23 protein-coding genes are annotated in these 24,173 nt (G+C 63.1%); 7 read left to right on the top strand and 16 right to left on the bottom strand.

Features of this window, described 5'->3' with window-relative positions:
- Positions 1-157 precede the first annotated feature (157 nt).
- The 3 genes from flgA to ASN89_RS08760 all read left to right on the top strand — a co-directional run bounded on the left by flgA (position 158) and on the right by ASN89_RS08760 (position 1,749).
- Positions 158-853: a flagellar basal body P-ring formation chaperone FlgA gene (flgA, locus tag ASN89_RS08770; protein WP_046685940.1), complete on the top strand. Its 696-nt coding sequence runs from the start codon at positions 158-160 to the stop codon at positions 851-853.
- Between the two features lie 111 nt (positions 854-964).
- Entirely contained in the window at positions 965-1,273 is a 309-nt protein-coding gene (gene flgM, locus ASN89_RS08765) for a flagellar biosynthesis anti-sigma factor FlgM (RefSeq protein ID WP_034787161.1), read from the top strand.
- 8 nt (positions 1,274-1,281) lie between these two features.
- Positions 1,282-1,749, top strand: a complete 468-nt coding sequence (locus ASN89_RS08760) for a flagella synthesis protein FlgN (RefSeq protein ID WP_046685941.1) — start codon at positions 1,282-1,284, stop codon at positions 1,747-1,749.
- An 18-nt stretch (positions 1,750-1,767) separates the two neighbouring features.
- On the opposite strand, the gene ASN89_RS08755 is transcribed toward ASN89_RS08760, so the two are convergent.
- Positions 1,768-2,301 (bottom strand): CPBP family glutamic-type intramembrane protease, encoded by a 534-nt coding sequence (locus ASN89_RS08755; protein WP_161911765.1) that lies wholly within the window; start codon positions 2,299-2,301, stop codon positions 1,768-1,770.
- A 406-nt stretch (positions 2,302-2,707) separates the two neighbouring features.
- Here ASN89_RS08755 and ASN89_RS08750 point away from each other — a divergent pair, with 406 nt between their 5' ends.
- Entirely contained in the window at positions 2,708-3,271 is a 564-nt protein-coding gene (locus tag ASN89_RS08750) for an FxDxF family PEP-CTERM protein (RefSeq protein WP_052755940.1), read from the top strand.
- A gap of 101 nt (positions 3,272-3,372) precedes the next feature.
- Here ASN89_RS08750 and ASN89_RS08745 read toward each other — a convergent pair whose 3' ends face one another.
- The 11 genes from ASN89_RS08745 to ASN89_RS08695 form a co-directional block, all read right to left on the bottom strand.
- The gene (locus ASN89_RS08745; RefSeq protein WP_152988521.1) at positions 3,373-4,230 is read right to left on the bottom strand and encodes a hypothetical protein; all 858 of its coding nucleotides are present in this window, start codon (positions 4,228-4,230) and stop codon (positions 3,373-3,375) included.
- A 72-nt stretch (positions 4,231-4,302) separates the two neighbouring features.
- Complete coding sequence (locus tag ASN89_RS08740) at positions 4,303-4,665, bottom strand: translation initiation factor Sui1 (RefSeq protein WP_046685944.1); 363 nt, start codon at positions 4,663-4,665, stop codon at positions 4,303-4,305.
- A gap of 50 nt (positions 4,666-4,715) precedes the next feature.
- Complete coding sequence (gene motD, locus ASN89_RS08735) at positions 4,716-5,498, bottom strand: flagellar motor protein MotD (RefSeq protein WP_046686263.1); 783 nt, start codon at positions 5,496-5,498, stop codon at positions 4,716-4,718.
- Positions 5,499-5,503: 5 nt separating this feature from the next.
- Complete coding sequence (locus tag ASN89_RS08730) at positions 5,504-6,250, bottom strand: flagellar motor protein (protein ID WP_046685945.1); 747 nt, start codon at positions 6,248-6,250, stop codon at positions 5,504-5,506.
- Entirely contained in the window at positions 6,232-6,963 is a 732-nt protein-coding gene (locus ASN89_RS08725; RefSeq protein ID WP_010400804.1) for an RNA polymerase sigma factor FliA, read from the bottom strand. The genes ASN89_RS08730 and ASN89_RS08725 overlap by 19 nt, the downstream gene beginning before the upstream one ends.
- A 45-nt stretch (positions 6,964-7,008) precedes the next feature.
- Positions 7,009-7,872, bottom strand: coding sequence for a MinD/ParA family protein (locus ASN89_RS08720; RefSeq protein ID WP_046686264.1), 864 nt, complete (start codon positions 7,870-7,872; stop codon positions 7,009-7,011).
- Positions 7,865-9,193: a flagellar biosynthesis protein FlhF gene (flhF, locus tag ASN89_RS08715; protein WP_058049003.1), complete on the bottom strand. Its 1,329-nt coding sequence runs from the start codon at positions 9,191-9,193 to the stop codon at positions 7,865-7,867. Before flhF ends, ASN89_RS08720 begins: the two co-directional genes overlap by 8 nt.
- Positions 9,194-9,497: 304 nt before the next feature.
- Positions 9,498-11,594: a flagellar biosynthesis protein FlhA gene (flhA, locus tag ASN89_RS08710; protein WP_058049002.1), complete on the bottom strand. Its 2,097-nt coding sequence runs from the start codon at positions 11,592-11,594 to the stop codon at positions 9,498-9,500.
- Positions 11,591-12,784 (bottom strand): flagellar biosynthesis protein FlhB, encoded by a 1,194-nt coding sequence (flhB, locus tag ASN89_RS08705; RefSeq protein ID WP_046685948.1) that lies wholly within the window; start codon positions 12,782-12,784, stop codon positions 11,591-11,593. The genes flhA and flhB overlap by 4 nt, the downstream gene beginning before the upstream one ends.
- Before the next feature lie 139 nt (positions 12,785-12,923).
- Complete coding sequence (locus tag ASN89_RS08700; RefSeq protein ID WP_046685949.1) at positions 12,924-13,922, bottom strand: fumarylacetoacetate hydrolase family protein; 999 nt, start codon at positions 13,920-13,922, stop codon at positions 12,924-12,926.
- Positions 13,923-14,009: 87 nt separating this feature from the next.
- Positions 14,010-14,720, bottom strand: coding sequence for a pseudouridine synthase (locus tag ASN89_RS08695; protein ID WP_034754110.1), 711 nt, complete (start codon positions 14,718-14,720; stop codon positions 14,010-14,012).
- A gap of 245 nt (positions 14,721-14,965) precedes the next feature.
- Between ASN89_RS08695 and ASN89_RS08690 the strand changes: the two genes are divergently transcribed.
- Positions 14,966-15,343, top strand: a complete 378-nt coding sequence (locus ASN89_RS08690; RefSeq protein ID WP_058049001.1) for a hypothetical protein — start codon at positions 14,966-14,968, stop codon at positions 15,341-15,343.
- 376 nt (positions 15,344-15,719) lie between these two features.
- Here the strand turns inward: ASN89_RS08690 and ASN89_RS08685 are convergent, their stop codons facing one another.
- From ASN89_RS08685 to ASN89_RS08670, 4 genes are all read right to left on the bottom strand, one after another.
- The gene (locus ASN89_RS08685; RefSeq protein WP_058049000.1) at positions 15,720-16,721 is read right to left on the bottom strand and encodes a S49 family peptidase; all 1,002 of its coding nucleotides are present in this window, start codon (positions 16,719-16,721) and stop codon (positions 15,720-15,722) included.
- 40 nt (positions 16,722-16,761) lie between these two features.
- On the bottom strand, positions 16,762-17,139 hold the full coding sequence (locus ASN89_RS08680) for a Rieske (2Fe-2S) protein (protein ID WP_152988520.1): 378 nt from the start codon (positions 17,137-17,139) through the stop codon (positions 16,762-16,764).
- The gene (locus tag ASN89_RS08675) at positions 17,136-17,795 is read right to left on the bottom strand and encodes an HAD-IIIA family hydrolase (RefSeq protein ID WP_058049034.1); all 660 of its coding nucleotides are present in this window, start codon (positions 17,793-17,795) and stop codon (positions 17,136-17,138) included. Before ASN89_RS08675 ends, ASN89_RS08680 begins: the two co-directional genes overlap by 4 nt.
- A 90-nt stretch (positions 17,796-17,885) precedes the next feature.
- Positions 17,886-18,881 carry an RluA family pseudouridine synthase gene (locus ASN89_RS08670; RefSeq protein ID WP_034754116.1) on the bottom strand — a complete coding sequence of 332 codons (996 nt, stop codon included), beginning with the start codon at positions 18,879-18,881 and terminating at the stop codon, positions 17,886-17,888.
- Between the two features lie 696 nt (positions 18,882-19,577).
- Here ASN89_RS08670 and ASN89_RS08665 point away from each other — a divergent pair.
- A complete protein-coding gene (locus ASN89_RS08665) occupies positions 19,578-22,727 on the top strand; it encodes an Rne/Rng family ribonuclease (protein WP_058048999.1) in 3,150 nt (1,049 codons plus the stop codon).
- A gap of 91 nt (positions 22,728-22,818) precedes the next feature.
- Positions 22,819-24,156, top strand: a complete 1,338-nt coding sequence (chrA, locus tag ASN89_RS08660; RefSeq protein ID WP_058048998.1) for a chromate efflux transporter — start codon at positions 22,819-22,821, stop codon at positions 24,154-24,156.
- The last annotated feature ends 17 nt before the right edge of the window (positions 24,157-24,173 follow it).

Raw genomic sequence — 24,173 nt, 5'->3', positions numbered from 1 at the left:
AGATGGCGGAAGGATGGCGGTATAGTGATGACAGGAAACATAGTACGGCGCCCACCAGCAAGACCATCGCCGGATCAGACCGTACTTTTACCCCTTAATCGGCGCTTCGAACGGGGCCGCGCGCACTATCATGGCAGTATTCCAGAGGCCTATCACCATGAAAACACCGCTTGCTTTCCTCTTTGCTCTTGCCGCCCTGCCACTGCTGGCGCAGGCGCAAAACGCCGGCCGGCAAACGCCGGAAGCGCTGCGCAACAGCGTGGAACAATTCCTGCAAGTGCAAAGCAATGGCTTGCCCGGCAAGGTGACGATCACCGTCGGCGCCGTCGATCCGCGCCTGAACCTGGCCGCCTGCCCCGCGCCGCAAGCGTTCATGGCGCCGGGCGCGCGCGCCTGGGGCAAGACCACCGTGGGCGTGCGCTGCACGGCGCCCAGCAACTGGACTATTTATCTGCAGGCGAACGTGGCCGTCGTGGGCGACTACGTGGCCAGCGCCGTGCCGCTGGCGCAAGGACAAGCCATCGATGCCAGCCAGCTGGTGACGATGCAGGGCGACCTGGCCGCATTGCCGGCAGGCATCGCCACCGACATGGCCCAGGTCGTGGGCGCCAGCACGAATATTTCCTTGCCACCCGGCACGCCGATGCGCCTCGACACCCTGCGCCGCAAGCCGGTGGTGATGCAGGGCCAGCTGGTGCGTGTCGTTTCCAGTGGCAACGGTTTCCAAGTGGCATCAGAAGGACGCGCCATCGGCAGCGCCGGCGATGGCCAGACGGTACAGGTACGCACGCAGAGCGGCCAGCAGATCAGCGGCGTGGCGCGCGCGGGCGGCTTGGTGGAGGTCGCCTTTTAAACACGGATGGACAGCGATATTGTGGCCTGGCGCACTAAAGTTTCGGGAGAAGGTGCCGATAATGACACATATCCCGGAGTTTTTTGACTTCGACCAGACGAGGATCACGCTGTGAAAATTACCGATAACACCATTAAAAGCAATCCCGGCCTGCCGGTGGCGCCCGCGAGTACCTCCGGCGCCCGGAATGCCGAGAAAGCCCAGGCAACACCGACAACGTCGGACAATGTACGCCTGTCGCCGCAAGGACAGGCATTAGCGGCCAGTGCAACTGCCGGCAGCGGCGCCGTGTTCGACACGAAAAAAGTCGAACGCATCAAGCTGGCGATCGCCGACGGCCAGTTCCAGGTCAACTCAGAAAAAGTGGCGGACGGTCTCCTCGACACAGTCAAGGACTTGCTGCACTCACGAAATAGATAGGTTTCCTCATGCAATCAGTGACTCCGTTTTCCAGCCTGCGCGACGAGCAACAGCTCATGACCACATTGCTGGCATTGATGAAAGAAGAACAGCGGCATCTGGTTGCGGCTGACATCGATGCAATCACGGAGATCACGGCGCGCAAGACGGCGCTCGTCGGACAATTGAGCCAGCTGGCGGCGCAACGCCACCAGGCGCTGGCGGCAGCCGGCTTCACGGCAGCCGAAGCGGGCATGGAAGACTGGCTGGTCAGCGCCAGCGAAGCGGAAGCGGCGCCCCTGTGGAAAGCCCTGCTCGAGACGACGCGCGAAGCGAAGGAACAGAACCGGTTGAACAGCCTGCTGGTCAACAAGCACATGCTGCACACGCAAGGCGCCCTGAACGCCATGCGCCCTACTGCCCAAAGCGGCAATTTCTACGGCCCCAGCGGCCAACCGACGACGAACACGGCCAGCCGGCGCGTCGTGATCGGCTAAGTTTTCCCTCGGCGTTCACTACTCCAGACCAGGAAACAGCAGCGACAAGCACAGCAATAAGCCATTGCTGCACGCATGCGCCGTGGCCGCCGCTATATAGGCGGGCGCCACGCCCATGCTGCGCGCCGTCAGGTAGCTGGCCGCGAAGAAGCCGCCTGCAATAAAAGTCATGCTGGCGTGCAAAATGCCGGAGCCACCCATGACATGCAACAGGGAAAACAGTGCCGCGCTGGCCAGCAGGCTGTATCCGGTACGCACCCTGTAGCGGCGCAACACTTCAAGGGGCAGCCACTGCCCGATGATCGTCTCGAACAGCGGCGCCCAGACGACGACCGTCCAGAATATCGTCGCCATGCCGGCGCCCTTCAGGGATGCCGAAGCGGAGCCGCCCAGTTGCTCCTGCGAAAACAGTGCCAGCGCTGCCAGCAGCATCAATATGCAAACGAGACAATTCACGGCGCCTGCGCACAAGCCCAGGCACATGGCGCCCCGCATGGGGCGCGCTGCCATGCGCGCCCGCAGCGCAGCCAGGTTGACCGGCAGTTGCGGCATTGGCCAGTTCAGCGCTTTCAACATCCGTGTGTTGCTCCTCATGCGTATATTGCCCGCACGGGCAAATGTACGGCCATCATAGCCCGGCGCGGCAGTCACAAACTACGCCAATTGTTGCAAGCCATGCACAGGCACGGGCGCGGCAGCCATTCCCTCAAGAACGCCGCACCCGGAAACAACAGCGGCATCCCTTCCAAGCCGCACCTTTGAGCGCGCTCAAACTTGAGGCAGATGATAACTATATGCTAATCCCTAGCGTACGCCGCACATCTCCAGGTGGGACTTTCCTCACCGACACGAACATCGTTTCCGCAGGCATAGCTAATCCATTTCACGCGTCCAGCCTGCGCTTTTGCGCTGCGCCATGACGCACGCCACTTCAATCGCAAGTACACAGGAGCATGATATGAACTCTCTCTCAGTAACCAAGGCTGGCGCGGCGCTGCTGCTCGGCTGCACCCTGCTGGCGCCAGCCGCGCAGGCCGAGACGCAAGCCGTGTTCTACAACCATCTCGTCTCGACCGCCGTGGTGGCCACGCCGCTGCTGGCGCAAGACACCTTGTTCGTCGACACCTTCACGACGGAGCGCGGCTCGCTGCTGCAAACGACCACGTTTACGGTCGGCGCCGGCGTGCAGTCGTTCACGGGCAACGCGGCCTGGCTGGTCACGGGCGCCAACGAATTCGGTCCCCGCCTGACTGGCGTCAACATTGACTTGTTCGACTCCAGCAATAACCTGGTGCAATCGGATACCTTTACCGGCGTGCTGGGCGCGTTTGCCCATTCCACATTCAACGGTTTGCTGGGACCTGGCACCTACACCCTGGTGGCAAGCGGCACCGGCGTGCGTGATTCCGTGCTGGACATTTCCATCACCACGGCCGTGCCCGAACCGGAAACCTATGCCATGCTGCTGGCGGGAATGGGCCTGATCGGCTATAGCATACGGCGCCGCAAGACGACTGCCTGAGCGGCATCCGGGCGCCTGCAAGTACTGCCGTCGCTGGCATACATGGGGCCGGCGCGGCGGCTCCATGCACGGGCCAGCCTATGCAGGGCGGGCCTGCGCACTCAACCGTGCGCGGGCCGGCCCGTATGCTGGCGAAATTTCGCGGCGATGCCATTCGCCTTGATGAGGGCGGCGGCCTGCTGCTCGGGCGTCAATTCGTTTTGCAGCCAATGCCAGTATTCATCCTGGTAAGGGTTTGTCGTCCCTGGCGTGAGGATATCGCTGTACACCATGCGCAGGGCCAGCAGGTAGCCATACGCTTGCGGCGCGTCTTTCTGCACCACGTCGCCATCGCGCAGATACGCCATCATCAGGGTCGACACGCTGGTCAGTTCCGCCTCGTCCGCCTGCGCCGTCAGCTGGGCGATGGCTTGCCGCTTCCAGGCCTGCACCAGCGGATCGTCGGGACGGTTGCGCAGCGCGCTGCGGTCGCCGAACGGGCCTTCCGACAGGAACAGGGTGGCCGCGCCCGGCACGCCGCCCTGCGCGGCGGTGGCCAGATAGCCGAGGCGGTCCTCGCGCTGGCGCTGCGTCAGGCCTGCGCACAGCTGCTGCTGGGCGGTTTTTTCTTCCGCCGTCATCTCGCGCCCCAGCTCGAATTCCAGCCCCGGCAAGCGGCTTTCGCGCTGGAAGACGATGCAGTCGTCGATCAGGTTGTAGGCCGCATACGCGTCGTCCGGCTTGCCGCTGGCCACCAGGCGCGCAAGCTGCTGGGCCAGGGTCACGGGAACGGGTGCGGCATCGGCGGCGGGGGTGGCGTCGATATTCAAATACGACGCCAGGCTGCGTCCCGGCGGCGCGCTGGCGACAGCGGTGGCGGCAGTGTCCGGCGCGCCGCCATCGGGCGCGGGCCAGTACACGAGCGCCAGCACTGCCGCGATGGCAGCGGCGATGGCGATGCCGGTCAGTTTGCTATTCATGATGAGGTGGCGCATAAAGGAAATGCACGTTACCACAGGCGCACGGAACAGTGCCGCACGTACGCACCCCGCCTAGCCGCCAGCCTTTTTCGGCTGGTGGCCCAGTTTCACCAGCGCGGCCAGGATGGTGTCGACATGGTCGCCCTGCACTTCGATCACGCCATCCTTGACGGTGCCGCCCGAGCCGCACTGCGTGCGCAACTGCTTGCCCAGCAGGGCCAGCGCGATGGCGTCCAGCGCCAAGCCCTTCACGACGGTGACGCTCTTGCCGCCGCGGCCCTTGGTCTGACGCGAGACGCGCACCACGCCGTCGCCCGCAGGCGCCGCCTTGGCTTGCGCCTTGCACGCGCATTGCGCCAGCGGCTGGCGGCAGGCGGGACACATGCGGCCCGTTTCGGTGGAATAGACGAGACCGCCCTGGGAGCTGCTTTTCATGAGGAAGAGATAATAAGAGAGAAGGCCGCGATTGTACCAAGCGGCGGCGTTCAGTTGGCCGGTGTCGGCGCCACGGGCGCCGTCGGCACTTCCGTCACCGTTTCCGGGATGCCAGAGAGAATCGTCACGGCGACCCGGCGGTTGCGCGCGCGCCCTTCCGCCGTTTCATTGGGCGCCACGGGGATGTTGTCAGCGTGGCCGACGGCCGTCAGGCGCGACGCCTTGACGCCGCTGGCGATGAACAGGCGCACCACGGCGCTGGCGCGCGCGGCCGACAATTCCCAGTTCGAGGCAAAGTTCGAATTGCTGATCGGCTGCACGTCCGTATGCCCTTCCACCTGCACGTCGTGCGTATCGTCCTTGAGCAGCACGGCGACGGCGCGCAGGGCCTGGTCCGACTCCGCCGTCAGGCGCGCCGCGCCGGGGTCGAACAGCACGCTGGCATTGATTTCCACGCTCACGCCGCGGCTCGTCTGCGTGACCCGCACCTTGCCTTCCTTGACCAACGGCGCCAGGGTGGAGGTGAGGTCCTGCGCCAGGCGCGTCATGTGTTCACGCTCGCGGCGGATTGCTTCCGTGCGGCGTTTCAGGGCGGGATTCGGCAGCGGGATCGCTTGCGGCGCTTCCATGATGATGGGCGGCGCGCCCTTTTCCAGGCTGAAGGCCTGGCCGATGGCGTTCTGGAAGACGCGGTACTTGCCTTCGTTGACTTGCGAAATCGCGTACATCACAACAAAGAAGGCGAACAGCAGGGTGATGAAGTCGGCGTACGAGATCAGCCAGCGGTCCTGGTTGTCCGGTTCCTCGTCATACTTCCTGCGCGCGCGCCGCATCATGGTCAGTGCTCGTGCAGCAGGCTCGACACGCGCTCTTCGATGATGCGCGTATGGTCGCCCGTGGCGATGTCGTACAGCACGGCGGCCGTGATTTCGTACTGCAGCACGCGGCGCGAGACGATGGCCTTGAGTTTATTCGCCACCGGCAGGAACAGCAAGTTGGCCAGGCCCACGCCGTAGATGGTCGAGACAAACGCCACGGCGATGCCGCTGCCTAATTTACTTGGGTCGGTGAGGTTTTCCATCACGTGGATCAGGCCCAGCACGGCGCCCAGGATGCCGATGGTGGGCGAATAGCCGGCCGCCGACTCCCATACCTTGACGGCCTGGCGCTCGGCCATTTCGTAGGCGGAGATTTCCACGTCGAGCAGCTGGCGCAGCTTGTCCGGCGCGATGCCGTCGACGATCATGCGCAAGCCCTTGGCATTGAAGCGGTCGGCCGTGTTTTCCATCAGGCGCTCGAGCGCCAGCGGGCCGTCGCGGCGTGCCGTCAGGCTCCACTGGCCAATGTCGCGCGCCAGCGCGGCGCGCGTATCGGCTGGCGGCAGGAAGACCCAGCGCAGCATTTCCAGGCCGCGCACGAAAGTGCGCAGCCGCGTTTGCAGCAGCACGGCGCCGAAAGTGCCGATGATGACGATGGCAAAGGCGGCCGGCTGCAGCAGGGAGGCCATCTTGCCGCCTTCCAGTGCCTGGCCGACCAAGAGGCCTGCCAGCGCCAGCGCCAGCCCGATTACGCTGGACCAGTCCACGCCTGCTCCCTCAAAGTTGCGCGCAGGCGCGCGACGGCCTGGGTATGCAGCTGCGAGACGCGCGATTCGGATACGCCCATCACCGCGCCGATCTCCTTCAGGTTCAGCTCTTCTTCGTAATACAGGCCCATGAGTATTTTCTCGCGTGGTGGCAGCGCGTCGATGGCATCGATCACGGATTGCCGGAAATCGGTATCGAGCAGGGAACGCAAGGGGTCGCTGTCCTCGTCCACGCAGTGGCGGTCGAGGAAGCTGTCATTGCCGTCCGGGTCATGAAAGTCTTCGTAGTACACGAGCTGGTGGCCGCCGCCGTCGCCCAGCATTTCCTGGTAGTCGGCCAGCGACATCTTGAGCAGCTTCGCCACTTCCGACTCCGTCGGCGGATGGCCGAGGCGCTGCTGCAAGGTGCTCATCGCCTCTTCGATCTTGCGCATGTTCTGGCGCATGCTGCGCGGCAGCCAGTCGCTGGTGCGCAATTCGTCGAGCATGGCGCCGCGGATGCGCAGCACGGCATACGTCTCGAACTGCGCGCCATGCGTCTCTTCATAGCGGCTGATGGCATCGAGCAGGCCGATCATGCCGGCCTGGATCAGGTCATCGACCTCGACCGAAGGCGGCAATTTCGCCTTCATATGGTGCGCCAGACGCTTTACCAGCGGAATGTGCTCCGTCAGCAAATAGTCCTTGTTCGATTTCCCTTTGACCGTGTACATAGGCTGCTTATTGTTTTCTCATCTTATCTGGTGCTACGGTTGGCTTCAGGCGCTGAACTGGTGGGCGCTCCCCGTCTGGTACAAGGTGCCGCCAAGCACCGGCGCCGCCGAACGGGCCAGCCGCTCGGCCAGTCCGCGAAACGCCACCGAGGCGCCGGCCAGCGGAAACGCATCGACCACGCTGCGGCCCAGCCGCGCCGCGCGGTGCAGATACTCATCGGCAGGCACCGACCCCATCGACGTCAGCTTCACGGCCAGGTAGCGGCTCGCCGCCTGTGCCATATTATCGTATACCACTTTTGCTTCGGATTCGGAAGCGCCGGTGACGAGAATGCCGAACGGACGGCGTCCCAGTTCCTGGCTCAGGCGCTTGATCAGGCAGTACGCCGCCTTGATCGAAGTGGCGCTGGTCGACACTTGCACGACGATATCGGACGAGGCCATCAAGGGCACGGGGAAGCAGGCGCCCTCTTCTGCCACGACGCCGTCGACCAGCACGATGCCGCTCTGGCGCGCCAGCACGTCAAAGGTCTTGCCCAGGCGGCGCAGTTCGTCCTCGCCCGCATAGTCCATGCTGTCCATCAAATGGTTGCGCGCGCCCAGGCTGGCCACGCCGAAGCCTTGCGGCACTTGGTGGATGACCTGGTTCAAGCCGCACTGCTGGCGCGCCACGTCGCGCAGGCTGGCGCCGTGCGCCAGTCCCAGTCGCGCAGCCACGCCATCGCTGCCGCCGCTGGCGTCGAGCAGCAGCACGTCATTGCCGCCGTAGACGAGCGAGGCGCCCAGGTTGACCAGCATGGCGCCCTTGTCGTCCTGCGGCGTGGCCGAGAGGAACGTCATGACGCGCGGCTGCGGGCCGGCCAGCATGCGGCGCAAGCCTTCGGCCTGGTCGAAATCGAAATTAGCCAAGATGCACCCCGCGCGCTTCATTGTTGCGGGCGGCTGCCTGCGCCATCAGCAACGGCAGTTCGGCATCGGAAAACTGCGTGGCCGCCGAGTCGCGCTTGAGCTTGAAGGCGCGGTCGATCAGGTAGCCGCGGTCGGCCAGGTACAGGTCTTCCGGCACGCGCTGGCCGTTCGACACGTAGAACAGGTTCAGTTTCTGGCGGATCACCACGTCGAGCACGTTGCCGATCGAGGCCGCTTCATCGAGCTTGGTCATGATGCAGCCGGCCAGGCCGCTGCCCTGATAGGCGCGCACCACTTCGTTGAGGGTTTCCTGGGTCGCCGTGGAGTTCAGGCACAGCAAACGCTTCACGTCGGCGCCGGCGCCCGACAGCATGGCCACCTGTTCCGTCACCATCTGGTCGCGCTGGCTGACACCCACCGTATCGATCAGCACCGTGTGCTTGTTCTTCAATTCTTTCAGGGCGATGCGCAAATCCGCTTCATCCTTCACGGAATGCACCATCACGCCGAGGATCTTGCCGTAAATGCGCAGCTGTTCATGCGCGCCGATACGATAGGCGTCCGTGGTGATCAGGGCCAGCTTTTCCGGGCCGTGGCGCATCACGCAGCGGGCCGCCAGCTTGGCCGTGCTGGTGGTCTTGCCGACGCCGGTCGGGCCGACCAGGGCGAACACGCCGCCCTGCTCGATCATGGCATCTTCATTGGCGACCGTGTTCAGGTTGCGGCTCAGGACAGTCTTGATCCAGCGCATGCTTTGCGCGCCGTCCAGGCCGGCGGGCAGCTTGTCGATCAGGTAGCGCGCCAGGCTGGCGGAAAAGCCGGCGGCCAGCATTTCGCGCAGCACGACGGCTTTTTGCGGCTCGCGCTGCTGCGTCGAACCCCACGAGATTTCCGCCAGCTGGGTTTCCATCATGCCGCGCATGGCGCGGATTTCATTCATCATGCCGCTCATCTCGGCGGCGGCGTTCTCTTTGACGTGCGCCAGCGCGCTGGCCATCATCTGCTGCATGCGGGCCATGTCCACTGGCTCGGAGGCAGCCTGGCGCGGCGCGGCAGGACGTGGCGCGGCCGGGCGCTGGGCCGGGGCGGCCGGACGCTGCGGCGTGGCGAACTGGGTCTGCAACTGGGGCCGGGGCTGGGCCATTTCGGACGCGGCCGGCGGCGAAGCGAGCGAAGCGGCATCGTCATTGGCCAGCGCGAGGATTTCCACCACGCCGTCGGCCTGGCGGTTCGACAGGATCACGGCATCGGGGCCCAGCGCTTCGCGCACCTTGCGCAGCGCATCGCGCGACGAGGCGCCCGTAAATTTCTTCACATTCATGACCGGCCTCCCAAGGCGGGGGTGGCGCAATATTGGCTGAACTGTGTGACCATCATCGACTCCTGTTGCTTGAGTGCTGTCTTCCACATGGACACAGATCACTCGGACAGTTTCCATTATTAGCGATGCTTGCAGGAAACGATCGAAGGAACAGGACGGGAAAGTACCCGTTATTCAGTTTGCCGGGAGGAAATTGATGCTTTTTTGACCAAAAGCAACTGCTGGGGTCAGACCCCCTCGCACGTTGGCGATGACCTTCGTGTTGGCGGTGTTGAGGGTCTGACCCCGGCATTAACCATGTCAACTACTGCGCGCCCACCAGTGCCGTGACGCGGATCGTCTTGGTTTCCGGCACTTCCGCATGCGACAGCACCTTGAGTTGCGGCAAGGCGCGGCGCAGGAAGCGCGACAACAGGGCGCGCAGCGGCGCCGGTACCAGCAGCACCGGCGTCAGGCCCAGCGCTTCCTGCTGCTGCGCAGCCAGGCCTGCCTGGTGCGCGATGGTGTCGGCCAGGCCAGGCTCGATGCCGGCGCCGTCGCCGCCATTGCCCATCGCCTGCATCAGCAAACGTTCGAGGCGGCTGTCGAGGGTCATCACGGACAGTTCGGCCGCGCCGGGGAACAGTTGCTGCACGATGGCGCGGCCCAGGGCCACGCGCACCAGCGCCGTCAGCTCGTTCGGGTCTTGCGTGTTGACCGTGTGCTCGGCCAGGGTTTCGATGATGGTGCGCATGTCGCGGATGTGCACGCCCTCGGCCAGCAGGTTCTGCAGCACTTTTTGCAGGGTCGACAGCGACAGCATCTTCGGCACCAGGTCTTCCACCAGGCGCGGCGCATCCTTGCCCAGGTGGTCGAGCAGCGACTGCACTTCCGCGCGGCCCAGCAGCTCCGACGCATGCGAAGTGATCAGGTGATTCAAGTGCGTGGCCACCACGGTGCCCGCATCGACGACCGTATAGCCCATCGATTGCGCCTGGTCGCGCAAGCTGGCGTCGATCCACGTGGCGGGCAAGCCGAAGGCGGGGTCGTTCGTGGCCAGGCCCGGCAAGGTGCCGCTGGCCATGCCGGGATTAATCGCCAGGAACTGGCCGTTGAACGCTTCGCCCACGCCCACTTCCACGCCCTTCAAGGTGATGCGGTAGGCAGACGGCTTGAGTTCCAGGTTGTCGCGGATATGCACGGGCGGCGCCAGGAAACCCACTTCCTGGGCGAACTTCTTGCGGATGCCCTTGATACGCTTGAGCAATTCGCCGCCTTGCGTCTTGTCGACCAGGGGGATCAAGCGGTAGCCCACTTCAAGGCCCAGGGTATCGACGGGCATGATGTCTTGCCAGCTGGCTTCTTCCTGCTCGGGCGCCACGGTTGCTTGCGGCGCTTCGGCCGGCTTTTCGGCCGCCTCTTTTTCCTGCGTGCGTTTCTTGCTGATCAAATAGGCGGAACCGGCCAGCAGTGAGGCCAGCAGGATGAAGACCATGTTCGGCATGCCGGGAATCAGGCCCATGCCGCCGATGATGCCGGCGGTAATGTAGAGCACTTGCGGTTTCGCAAACAATTGACCCACCAGCTGGGTGCCGATGTCCTGTTCGCTGGCCACGCGCGAGACGACGATACCGGCCGCCGTGGAAATGATCAGCGAAGGAATCTGCGCCACCAGGCCGTCACCGATGGCCAGCAAGGTGTAGTTCTTCAGGGCGTCGGCAAAGCCCATGTCGTGCTGCAACAAACCCACCAGCAAGCCGCCGACGATATTGATGACGGTGACCATGATGCCGGCGATGGCGTCGCCGCGCACGTATTTGCTGGCACCGTCCATGGCGCCATAGAATTCCGCTTCCTGCGCCACTTCCGTGCGGCGGCGGCGCGCTTCGTCTTCGCCGATCAGGCCGGCGTTCAGGTCGGCATCGATGGCCATCTGTTTACCAGGCATGGCGTCCAGCGCGAAGCGGGCGCCCACCTCGGCGATACGGCCCGCACCCTTCGTCACGACGGTAAAGTTGATGATCGTCAAAATAATGAAGACCACGATACCGACCGTGTAATTGCCGCCAATCAGGAAGTGACCGAACGCTTCAATCACTTTACCTGCCGCATCGGCGCCCGTATGGCCTTCCGTCAGCACCACGCGCGTGGACGCCACGTTCAGCGACAGGCGCAGCATGGTCGACACGAGCAGGATGGTCGGGAACGCCATGAAGTCGAGCGGCTTGACCGTGTACAGCGCCGTCAGCAGCACGATGATCGATAGCGCGATATTGAAGCTGAAGAAGATGTCGAGGATGAAAGCGGGCAGCGGCAGTACCATCATCGCCAGCAGCATGATGATGATGATCGGCGCGGCGATACCCTTGCTGGCGTTGCCTTTCAATCCGCTGAGCCAGGCTGGCATGGTCAGGCCGTTCATGGTGTGCTTCCTTTATTCTTGTCTGCCGCGTCTGCCGCGGGTTTGGTCTGCGATGCGGGGTCGAGCGGGTCGAGCTCCGGCGGCACGTCGAGTTTTTTCGGCTTGTCCGGGCGCTGGCCTTGGCCGCTGCCATAGCTGCGCAGCTGGAACACATAGGCCAGCACTTCGGCCACGGCGCCATACAGCGCCTCGGGAATCTCGTCGCCGATGTCCGTATGTTTGTACAGCGCGCGCGCCAGGGCCGGCGCTTCCAAGATGGCGACCTTGTGTTCACCGGCCAGTTCGCGGATCTTCGCCGCCACCTCGTCGATGCCCTTGGCCACCACCTGCGGCGCGCCGCGCGAATTCTCGCCATACTTCAAGGCCACGGCGTAGTGGGTAGGATTGGTCACCACCACGTCGGCCGTCGGCACGTCGGCCATCATGCGGCGGCGCGACATTTCATGCTGCATCTGGCGAATCTTCGCCTTGATCTGCGGATTGCCGTCCGACTCCTTCGACTCTTGCTTGACTTCCTGCAGGGTCATTTTCATCTTGTTGGCGTAGTGCCACATCTGGTACGGACCGTCGATGGCGGCGATCAGGCCCAGCGCGCCGACGATCAGCAAAAAGGCCGTGATCAGCAGGCTGATCAAATGGGCCGAACCGGCGCGCAGCGATTCCACCGACAGGCCCAGCACGGCGTCCTTTTGATGCTGCATCACCATCCAGGCGACGACGCCGACGACGAGGGTCTTGGCGATGGCCTTGAGCAGCTCCACCAGCGCATTCTTCGAAAACATATTGCCCAGGCCGCGAATCGGGTTGAGCTTGCCAAAATTGGGGGTAAACGCCTTGGAACTGAACAGCCAACCGCCCACCAGCACGGGCGAAGCCAGGGCGACGAGCATGATGGCCGCGGCGTACGGCAAACAGGTCAGCAAGACCGAGCCGACGTCGTAGCCGATGCGCAGCATCATCGCATCGGGATTGAGGATTTGCTCCCGGTCCAGGGTCAGCCCGGAAACCATGACGGCCGTCAGCCGCCGCACGATGGCGTCGCCGGCAAACCACAGGCAGCAGCCGGACGCCATCAACACCGTAAACGTGGCCACTTCACGCGATCGCGGAACGTCGCCTTCCTCACGCGCCTGCTCGAGGCGCTTCGGTGACGCGGCTTCGGTCTTTTCTGCGTCGCTGTCTTCCGACATCAATCAACTCCGGTGAAGTCCTGCAGCCTGGCTAGGCGCAATACGGACTGGGCATGGAGCATTATCGGTACAAGTGCGTGCACGCCATCGGCGGAACAGGGGGGCAAATCCCCTGTATTTCCTTTGCTCCTCAGAAACCTTAGCGCGACTTCCTGGCTTCCGCCTGCTTCACGGTCTGCTCGATCGCACCAAACAGCGATTTGCCGTCGTCTCCAAGCATTTCCAATCGAACAACATCACCAAACAGCAGATACGGTGTGCTGGCGACGCCATCGGCGATGATCTCCTGGTTACGTCGCTCAACGATGCTGGAAAACCCCTTCTTGACTTCCTTGTTGGCGACGCCGCCCGCGCTGACCACGCTGCCGGCGCGCGCGTTGCGCGTCTGGCACAGATGGGCGAGCAATTGCGGGTAATTGAACGCCATGTCGGCGCCCGCGTGGGGCTGGCCCGTCAATTTGCCGTTCAGGCTACAGCGCAGCGCGTAATGCACCTTGCCGCCGCGCCAGGCGTCGCCCAGTTCATCGGGCGTGATGGCGACAGGCGAACAGGCCATGGCCGGCTTCGCTTGCAGGAAGCCGTAGCCGCTGGCCTGCTCGTCGGGCGCCAGGTTGCGCAAGGTGATGTCGTTGACCAGCATCAACAGCTTGATGTTCAGGTGCGCCTGGTCCGGCGTCGAGCCCATGGCCACATCGTCCGTGATGGCGGCGATGCCTGCCTCGTAATCGATGCCCCACTGCTCGTGCGCCAGGGTGATGTCATCGTGGGCGCCAAGGAAATCATCGCTGCCCCCCTGATACATCCTTGGCGCATCGCGCAGATTGCCCGGCGCTTCAACGCCTGCGGCCTTGCAGGCCCGCTCGATCTGTTGCAGATAAGAAGCGCCGGCCACGCGCAGGCTGCTGCGCGGCAAGGGAGCCATGCAGTTGGCCGGGTCGAACTCGAAGGCGCGGTGGCCGCGGCCGCTGTTGATGGTCTGGTACAGCAAATCCAGCTGGGGCGCGATGAAGCTCCAGTCGTCGAGCGCCTTTTGCAGGGTCGAGGCAATGCCATCGGCCAGGTGGGCCGTTTTCAGGTCGCGCGAGACGACAGCCAGCTGGCCATCGCGCGTGCCGTCGTTCAGGGTAGCTAATTTCATGTGCGGGAAACTTCGTCAAATGCAGGCAACAGGAGGCTAAAGACGCCAAAAAGCCGGGAAGCCCCGGCTTTGGCGATCAGAAGGGTTTTACGCCAGCAGCGCGATCTGCTCGGGAGTCAGATAGCACCACTCGCCTTCGGCTATGCCCAGCGATTCCAGGGTCAGGCTGCCGATGGCGGAACGGTGCAGCGCGCTGCAATGGTTGCCGGCGGCGGCCAGCATGCGCTTGACCTGGTGGTACTTGCCTTGCTCGAGCACGATTTCCAGCTGGTGCTCGCCGCGCTTGACGCAGACGAGGGCCGCCAGCGGGGCCGGCTCGTCGTGCAATTGCACACCGGCCAGCAACAGGGCCACCAGTTCATCCGTCACGGGCTCTTGCGTGGTGGCCTGGTAAATCTTGGGGACGTGGCGCTTCGGCGAGGATTGTGCATGGATAAACGGCCCATCGTCGGACATCAGCAGCATACCGGTCGTATCGTGGTCGAGCCGGCCAACGGGCTGGACTTCGCGCCAAGTGAACTGTTCCGGCAGCAGGGTCAGCACGCCAGGATGATGGCTGGGCTTGCGCGAACATTCGAAGTTGGCCGGCTTGTTCAGCGCCAGGTACAGGTGCGCGCGGTACACCCACTCTTCTTCAAACACGTGCAGCACCAGGCCTTCGGTCTCGACGGTGGTGCGGTAATTGGTCTGGGTGACGCCATCGATGACGACATCGCCATCTTCGATGAGGGAACGACAATATTTACGGGTGCCAAAACCCTGCGATTGCAGGATGCGGTCTAGGGATAATTTACTCATGGGCGTGACTTTACCAGAAGCGGCTGGCAGCGTGAAGCGGCCATGCGCCAGGCCTTTGAAGACACACCAGCCTTGCGCAGGCACAGATGAGCTAAAGTACAAGGTGAGATTTCGATATAAATGGCCAATTCCTTTGAGAAATATCAAGCGCTCGGAATATCGCATTGATAGACTGAAACTTCGTTAGGAATCCGCCTAACGAGCTTTAGGAATAATAACCAGACAACGACTCACAAGGACATTGTATGAAGCATACCGATACCATCGCCTTACAAGGCAGCATCGCCGACATGCGCCAGCGCATCGCTGCGGAACAGGCGGCCATGCACAAGGTCAGACTCGGCGTGGCACGCTGGAGCAACACCTCTGCGCAGCAAGATGCGGACGCGCCGCCATCGCCAGCAAGCCAGACGCACTGGCATGCCGAAGCGCAATGCCATTTCATGTGCTGGCTGGAACTGGGCGGTTTTGCCCACGCGGATGCGGACGCGGAAACCGACAAGGTGACGACGCCCGCTATGGCGGACTCACCGCCCGACATCAGTTCCGGCGTCAACACCATTGCGGCGCCGGCCCGGCAGGCAACTACCCTGCCCGCGCACTGCAACGGCTGCGCCGTCTGAACCCGGCCCACCTGCCAGCCATGCCCTGCCCTCGCATGCCTGCCTTGCCAGCACGCCCAACTACGACATCCAGCAACATGTGTCCGTCCGGCACGGACGACGCACAAAAGGAAACGGCGGCATTGCGCCGCCGTTCCCAAGCCCCATCGGGACTTTAGTGAGGAATGTAAATTCACTCAAAACCACATCTGCGATGCGGCGAGTAGTTCCAAGACCTGCCAATCAAGTTAGTACTGACAACATAGTTGATATATCGCCCCTCCTTGAAAAGAACTACGCTTTCACTATAGCCCAAGCAGCCCCTTTTTCAAGCCAATTTACCACCTTATTGAAAATCATTCTCGATTGGCTTGCCTGCCAGCCAAGAGTGATGTCCTCAGCGCAACGCCGGTTGTGACTGCTGCACGGCCGCCTTCATGGCACCCGCGCCCATGGCGGCGCCAAACTTTTTCAGCACCCGCTCCGGCAAGCCTTCATGCTGCGTGTAGTCGACGATGTCTTCCGCCTTGACGACGTCGCGCGCCACGCTGTCTACCGTGCCGAAATCGTCGGCCAGGCCCATTTCCACGGCTTTCGCGCCCGTCCAGTACAAGCCGGAGAAGGTATCGGCCGTTTCCTTCAGGCGCTTGCCCCGTCCCGCCCGCACCACCTCGATGAATTGCTGGTGGATTTCATTGAGCATGCTCTGCGCATACGCCTTGTGCTTTTCCGTCAGGGGGCTGAACGGGTCCATGAAACCCTTGTTCTCGCCCGCCGTCAGCAAACGGCGCTCGACGCCGACCTTTTCCATCACGCCCGTAAAGCCGAAGCCATCCATCAGCACGCCGATGGAGCCGACCACGCTGGCCTTGTTGACGTAGATGCGGTCGGCGGCGGCCGCGATGTAATAGCCGCCCGAAGCGCACATTTCATCGACCACCACATATAAAGGCTTGTCCGGATAGCCTTTGCGCAGGCGCTGCATCTCGTCGACGATCATGCCGGCCTGCACGGGACTGCCGCCCGGACTATTAATATGCAGCACCACAGCCACGGAACCGCTATCGGAAAACGCCTTGTCCAGCGCAGGGATGACGACGGCGGCCGAGCCGCTGCCTTCGGATTCGATGGCGCCACTGATGTCGATCAGGGCCGTATGGCGGCCCAGGGTTTCGCTGTCGTCGGCCGTGTTGTAGTCATAAAACACCCACAGGGCGAACAGCACGATCAGCAGGCCGAAGACCTTGAAAAAGATGCTCCAGCGGCGGTGCGCGCGTTGCTCTTGCAAAGTGGCAAATACCAGCTTTTCCAGCACGTCGCGCTCCCAGTTCCCCGCAGGGGCGCCGTGGCCGGCGGCTGGCGCGCTGCTGTCCAGCTTGTCATTCGTGTTATCGCTCATGATTCACTTTGTTTAAATTGCAATAAGGCTTGCCCCAGCCTCAGGCCGGCAGCGGCTGGACATATTCGTCGGGTTGCCAGTACAGCTGGCCATCGCGCTCGGCCACGGCGATCGGACGCAAGCGCCCGCCCTTGCAGGGACCGCCCGCGCACAGGCCGCTTTCCGGCACATAGATGGCGCCATGCGTCGAACACATCAGGTACAAGCCGCTGGACTCGAAAAACTCGCCTTCCGCCCAGTCCAGTTCGATCGGTACGTGGGCACAGCGGTTCAGGTAGCCATACGCCTTGCCACCATGGCGCACGACAAAGCCCGTGGTCGCTTCGCCGCCGGCAGAGACGGGAAAGCGCACGCCCTTGCCGCCATCGGCCACGGCGTCGGCGTCGCAAATGAAAACATCGACAACATCGTTCATCATGCGTGCTCGCTCAGCCATTGATGCAGGTCGGCCACCGTGGCGGCCGAATACAGGGGATTGCAAGCTTGCAACTGCGCCACCGGATGCGCTCCATACTCTACGGCAATACCTGCCGCGCCTGCATTGCTTGCCATCAATAAATCATGGCTGGTGTCGCCGATCATCACGGTACGGCGCATATCTTGCCCCAATTCGCGCGTCAGCTCCTGCAGCATGGCCGGATGGGGCTTGGAAAACGTTTCATCGGCGCAGCGCGTCGCATCGAACAGGGACAGCAGCTTGACGGCATTCAAGGAGCGGTTCAGGCCGACACGGCTCTTGCCCGTGGCCACCGCCAGGAAATACGCCTGCTGCGACAGTTCCTGCAGCATCTCGTGTACGCCGGGAAACAAGGTCAGCTCATGGTCGCGCGACAGGTAGTGATAGCGGTAGCGTTCGGCCATGCGCACATGGAATTTCGGCTCCACGTCGGGCATCACCAGCTGCATGGCTTCCTGCAAGCCAAGGCCGATCACATGCGAGGCCAGCAACTCGGTGGGAATGGGCAAGCCGAGGTCTTTGGCCGATGCCTGGATGCACTTGACGATGGTCGAGGTACTGTCTATCAGGGTACCGTCCCAATCGAAGACGATCAGATCAAATTGCTTTCTTGCCATGTTTCCCGACGGCATAGCCGCCGGCTCCTTGAGAATGAATGATGGCGACTGACTACCTTGTGAGTAGTGTCGCGCGCACGCAATGGTTACTTATCGTGCGGCAACGGCCAATGGTTTGCCCAAGCTTACCAAGAAACGCTCGCATTCGGCAGCCAGCGGCGCATTCAGGGTCATCGTCTTGCCCGTTTCCGGATGCGTAAACGTGATCTGGTGCGCGTGCAGGAACATGCGCTTCAGGGCGCCGCGCGTGCTGTCGGCTTTCAACAGGGCACGGTTGAGGGCGAAGTCGCCATATTTATCGTCGCCGGCGATGGGGAAACCGGACGAGGACAGGTGCACGCGGATCTGGTGCGTGCGTCCCGTCTTCAATTCCGCTTCCAGCAAGGCGAAGTTGTGATATTTATGCAACAGTGAAAACACCGTGTGCGACGCCAGGCCATCGGCCTGCACGGCCACCCGGCGCTCGCCTTCGGCCGTCGTATATTTGTGCAGTGGCAACTTGATATGCTGGCGTGCATTCTTCCAGTCGCCAGCCACCAGCACCAGGTAGCGTTTGTCTGTGACGCCGTCGCGCATCTGCTCGTGCAGGTTGGTCAGCGCCGTGCGTTTCTTTGCCAGCAACAGCAGGCCGGACGTGTCGCGGTCCAGGCGGTGCACCAGTTCCAGGAACTTGGCGTCGGGGCGCGAAGCGCGCAATTGCTCGATCACGCCGAACGACACGCCCGAGCCGCCATGCACGGCCACGCCGGCCGGCTTGTCGATGACGAGCAGCTGCGCATCTTCGAAGATGATCTTGAATTCGGCGGCCGGCGCGCCCGTGGGGGCCTTTTCGGCCACGCGCACGGGTGGAATGCGCACCACGTCGCCGGCGGCGAGACGGTACAGCTGATCGATACGGCCTTTATTAACCCGCACTTCTCCCGATCGCAAGATCCGGTAGATGTGGCTTTTAGGCACTCCCTTGCACACTCTTAATAAGTAGTTGTCGATGCGCTGGCCTGCTTCTTCCTCGGCGATCGTTACGAATTGGGCTTGCGGCTGAACCGGGGGTGTTGAAGGGGGAACAACATCATTTTGACTCTTCATTTACTATGTCTTCCCAGAAATCTCTCTAAGTCCTTCATTTTGAATATATAATTGTTTTTGCTGCGGCCCTGGCTGCTGCGAGTGTAAGAATAAAAGCACATTTTACACAGGGGCGTCTCCACCGGCCTCGCCAAATTGCAAATTCGGTGGAAAAAAATGTATATGCACCATCCCTGCGCGAATCAAGGTTGCACCGTAGTTGTAATCGGATAACGCGTGGAGATGCTGAAGTGAGTGTGGGATTATAAGGATAAGTACCCGTTAGCGCGACTTATCGAGTCGGGCTCGCGGGTTGATGAAGTTGATAACGCTTGCCGTTTTCGCCAAACCCCGTATGTGGCCAAATACTGAGGGTTGTCGATGATAGGCTGAGGCCAAGCCTCGCCATCGCGATCCCTGTAATGAGCCGGCTAACGATTTTGGCTCTGAATTTGCTGACCACTTGCATTCTCTGTCCCCGATGCAGTTCATTCTCATCCGGGCTGTTTCAGATGAGTTGCAAGTGTCCTGTGCACTCGGCATGACGATCGACCTCACCGCGCCTGTTGCGGCCGTAACGTATACCTCGTACGCGTTGTTGCTCCGCACGCCTGGGCATTTCCCCCGCCAGCACTCCCGTTCTCGCATATATCCCTGTACTTCGCCGCTTCCCCGGAAGCGGCTTTGAGATGGCCTACGGGTCGCGGAGTTATAAAAATGAAACGCATGTTGTTTAATGCCACGCAGCAAGAAGAACTGCGCGTAGCGATTGTCGACGGACAAAAACTGATCGACATCGATATCGAGACAGCCGGGCGCGAACAGCGCAAATCCAACATCTACAAGGGCGTGATCACGCGCATCGAGCCATCGCTCGAAGCGTGCTTCGTCAGCTATGGCGAAGACCGCCACGGCTTCCTGCCTTTCAAGGAAGTTGCCCGCACGTATTTCCGCGAAGGCGTCGACGTGCGTAACGCTTCCGTCAAGGAAGCGCTGCGCGAAGGCCAGGAAATCATGGTGCAAGTGGAAAAGGAAGAGCGCGGCAACAAGGGCGCCGCCCTGACCTCGTTTGTTTCCTTGGCCGGCCGTTACCTGGTATTGATGCCGAACAACCCGCGTGGCGGTGGCGTATCGCGCCGCGTGGAAGGTGAAGAGCGCCAGGAGTTGCGCGAAACCATGGATAAATTGGACTTGCCAGCCGGCATGTCCGTGATTGCCCGCACGGCAGGCATCGGCCGCAACGTCGATGAACTGCAGTGGGACTTGAATTACCTGATGCAACTGTGGCGCGCCATCGAAGGCGCCGGCAAGTCGGCCAACGGCGCTTTCCTGATCTACCAGGAATCGTCGCTCGTGATCCGCGCCATCCGCGACTACTTCCAGCCCGACATCGGCGAGATCCTGATCGACACCGACGAGATCTACGACCAGGCGCACCAGTTCATGAGCCACGTGATGCCCGACATGGTGCACCGCGTAAAGCGCTACAGCGACGACGTGCCGCTGTTCTCGCGTTTCCAGATCGAACACCAGATCGAAACGGCGTACAGCCGCACCGTGCCGTTGCCATCGGGCGGCGCCATCGTGATCGACCATACCGAAGCGCTCGTTTCCGTCGACGTCAACTCGGCCCGCGCCACGCGCGGCTCGGACATCGAGACGACCGCCTTCAACACCAACTGCGAAGCGGCCGAAGAAGTGGCCCGCCAGCTGCGCTTGCGCGACTTGGGCGGCTTGATCGTCATCGACTTCATCGACATGGAAGTGGCGAAGAACCAGCGCGAAGTGGAACAGCGCCTGAAAGACGCGCTGCACCATGACCGTGCCCGCGTACAAATGGGCAAGATTTCGCGCTTCGGCCTGATGGAACTGTCGCGCCAGCGCCTGCGCCCTTCGCTGTCCGAAGGTTCGCACGTGACGTGCCCGCGCTGCTCCGGCACCGGCCACATCCGCGATACGGAATCGTCCGCCCTGCAGGTGCTGCGCATCATCCAGGAAGAGGCGATGAAGGAAAACTCGGCCACCATCCACGTGCAAGTGCCCGTGGACGTGGGCGCCTTCCTGCTCAACGAAAAGCGCGGCGAAGTGCTGAAGATCGAGAACCGCCACCGCATCGCCGTGATCCTGATCCCGAACAAGCATCTGGAAACGCCGCACTACAAGCTGGAACGCATCAAGCACGACGATCCGCGTCTGGAAGATAGCCAGGCCAGCTACAACCTGGCCGAAAGCGCTGAAACCGACATGGCTTACAGCAAGCGCCAGAAGGAAGAAGCCAAGCCGCGCCAGGAAGCCGTCGTCAAGACGATCACCCCTGACCAGCCGGCACCGCTGGTCGAGCGCAAGCCCGTCGAAGCGAAACCGGCTCCAGTGGCCGCGCCTGCCGCACCACAGGGCCTGATCGCCAAGATCATCAGCTTCTTCACCGGCGCTCCGGCACCGGTGGCGCCAGCACCTGCCCCTGTCGCACCAGCCAAGCCGGCCGGCGCCGACCGTGGCGACCGCAACAGCCGTGGCCCGCGTGGCCGTGGCCGCAACGGCAAGCCAGGCCGCGAAGAACGCGAACCGGGCCAGGGCCGTCCAGCCCAGGACGATGCAGCGAAAGAAGCGGAAGCACTGGAAAAAGCGGCCCGTCCGCCACGTCCACCGCGTCCGCCACGCGAACCGCGTGAAGCGCGCGAGAACGGCGATACGGCAGCAGCACCACGCGAACGCGGTGAACGCCCTGAACGCGCCGAGCGTCCGGAACGCGCGGAACGTCCAGAGCGCGCCGAACGTCCGCCACGCCAGCCACGCGAAGGCCGCGAACCACGCGCCGACAAGGCTGTTGTTGCTGAAGTGAAAGCTGAAGAGCTGGCACTGGTTGGCGCCACCGCCAGCGCAGTGAATGTCGTCGTGGCGTCAAACGGCCCGGAATCCGACGCCGCACCGGCAAACCTGCTGAAAGCACCGGCAAATGCCGGCCCTGAAGGCGAAGAGACGGAAAACGACGTGGAAGGCGAAGAACCGCGCCGCCGCCGTCGTCGTGGTGGCCGCAACCGCAACCGCCGCGACCGCGAAACGGGCGAGCTGATCGAATCGGCAAACGGTGACAACGAAGGCCAGGACGCACCCGTGATCAGCTTTACGGTCGCTCCGGCGCCGGAAGCTGCAACGGATGCAGCTCCAGTCGCCGTCGTGGCTGCCGCCGCTGTCGTTGCCGTCGCCGCGCCAGTGGAAGCTGCAACCGAAGCTACCCCAGCCGTCGTGGCTGAAGTCGTGGAAGTGGTCGAAGTGGTGGAAATGGTCAAGGTTGAGGAAGCCGCACCAGCGGCCGAAGTGATCGTGCCGCCAGCCCCTGTGGAAGCCGTCGTTGCTGCAGCGCAAGCTGAACCAGCTGCTGCCGAACCGGCACCAGCTGCCGAGTACAGCTTTGCCGAGAAAGCGGAAGCTGCACCGGCGCCAGCGCCTGCTCCAGCGGAAGTCATCGTCGAAGCGGCGCCAGTCGTGGAAACGGCAGCTGCCGTGGAAACCGCCGCCGTGGCTGAAAAAGTTCCAGCAGCAGCGCCAGTCATCGAAGCGGCGCCTGCCGTAGCGGAAGCGGCACCCGTGGTTGCCGAAGTGGCTCCTGCACCTGCCGCTGCCCCGGCACCAGCACCTGTCGTTGCTCCTGCTCCGGCGCCAGCCCCTGTGGCAGCGCCGCTGGACTTGAGCGCAGTGCTCGGCTCGGCCGGCCTGACCCTGGCTGCCACCGATCCGGAAAAACTGCGCCTGGCGCAGGAAGCGGCCGCCAAGGCAGTCGCTCCGGTACGCAAGCCGCGCGAACGCAAGCCATTGCCGCCGCAATCGGATGAGCCGTTGATCCAGGTCAACACGCAGCGTCCATAAGCGCGCCGGGTTCGCCCAGCCGCCAATGATGAAAGGGGAAGCTCAGGCTTCCCCTTTTTTATGTCCACTTTTTTGCTGCCATCCACCCGCCATGCACGAGAACGCCAATCTGCCTCCCGCCCCCGTCAGCCTGCGCAGCGCCTTCTGGTACTGGCTCAAGCTGGGCTGCGTCAGCTTTGGCGGCCCGGCCGGGCAAATCGCCATGATGCATGCGGAACTGGTGGAAAAGCGGCGCTGGATTTCCGAGCAGCGTTTCCTGCACGCCCTCAATTACTGCATGCTGCTGCCGGGGCCGGAAGCGACCCAACTGGCCATCTACATCGGCTGGCTGATGCACCGTACGCGCGGCGCCCTGGTGGCGGGCCTGCTGTTTTTGCTGCCCTCGCTGCTGGTGCTGATCGCCCTGTCCTGGCTGTACATGGCGTATGGCCACGTGGGCGCCATCGCCGGCGTCCTGTACGGCATCAAGCCGGCCGTCGTCGCCATCGTGCTGGCGGCCGCCTGGCGCCTGGGCCGGCGCACCTTGCGCAGCCCCGCCTTGATCGCCATCGCGGCGGCCGCATTTGCCGCCATCACCGTGCTACAGCTGCCATTTCCGCTGATCGTCTTCGTCGCCGCCCTGCTCGGCATGGCGGGCGGGCGCTGGCTGCCGGGCCACTTTCATGCCAACGGCGCGTCGCACGGCGGCGCGGCCCGCTACGGCGCCGCCCTCATCGATGACGACACGCCCACGCCGGACCACGCGCGCTTCCGCTGGCCGCGCCTGCTTGGCACGGCTGCCGTGGGCTTGGCGCTGGCCTTCCTCGCCTGGCTGGGCCTGGCGCTGGCGGGCGGGGCGGACCAGCCGCTGGCGCAGATGGGCGTGTTCTTCAGCAAGGCGGCCCTGCTGACTTTTGGCGGCGCGTATGCCGTGCTGCCCTACCTGGTGCAGGGCGCCGCCGACCACTACCACTGGATCACGAGCGCGCAAATGATGGATGGCCTGGCGCTGGGCGAAACGACGCCCGGCCCCCTGATCATGATCGTCGCCTTCATCGGCTTTGTCGGCGGCTGGAGCCACGCCGTGACGGGTGAGCAGCTGTGGCTGGCGGGCGTGTGCGGCGCGCTCGTTGCCAGCTGGTTCACTTTCCTGCCCTCGTTCATCTTCATCCTGGCCGGCGCCCCCCTCGTGGAAGCGGCGCGCGGCAATTTGCGCCTGAGCGCGCCGTTGACGGCCATCTCGGCGGCCGTGGTGGGCGTCATCGCCAGCCTGGCCCTGTTCTTTGGGCGCCACGTCTTCTGGCAAGAAAACCCGCTGCCGCACTGGGACTGGGTAGCGATTGCCATCGCGCTGGCGGCCGGCGTGGCGCTGATCAGGTTTCAAGTAGGCACCATCAAATTGCTGCTCGCCTGTGCCATCTTCGGCCTCGTGCTATCGTATCTGCCTTGACCGATTTTACGTAAGTG

The sequence above is a fragment of the Janthinobacterium sp. Ant5-2-1 genome (assembly GCF_001445815.1).
GTDB lineage: Bacteria > Pseudomonadota > Gammaproteobacteria > Burkholderiales > Burkholderiaceae_D > Janthinobacterium > Janthinobacterium lividum_E.
The sequence above is the reverse complement of the archived record's forward strand: the minus strand, read 5'-3'. Positions and strand labels throughout refer to the sequence as shown.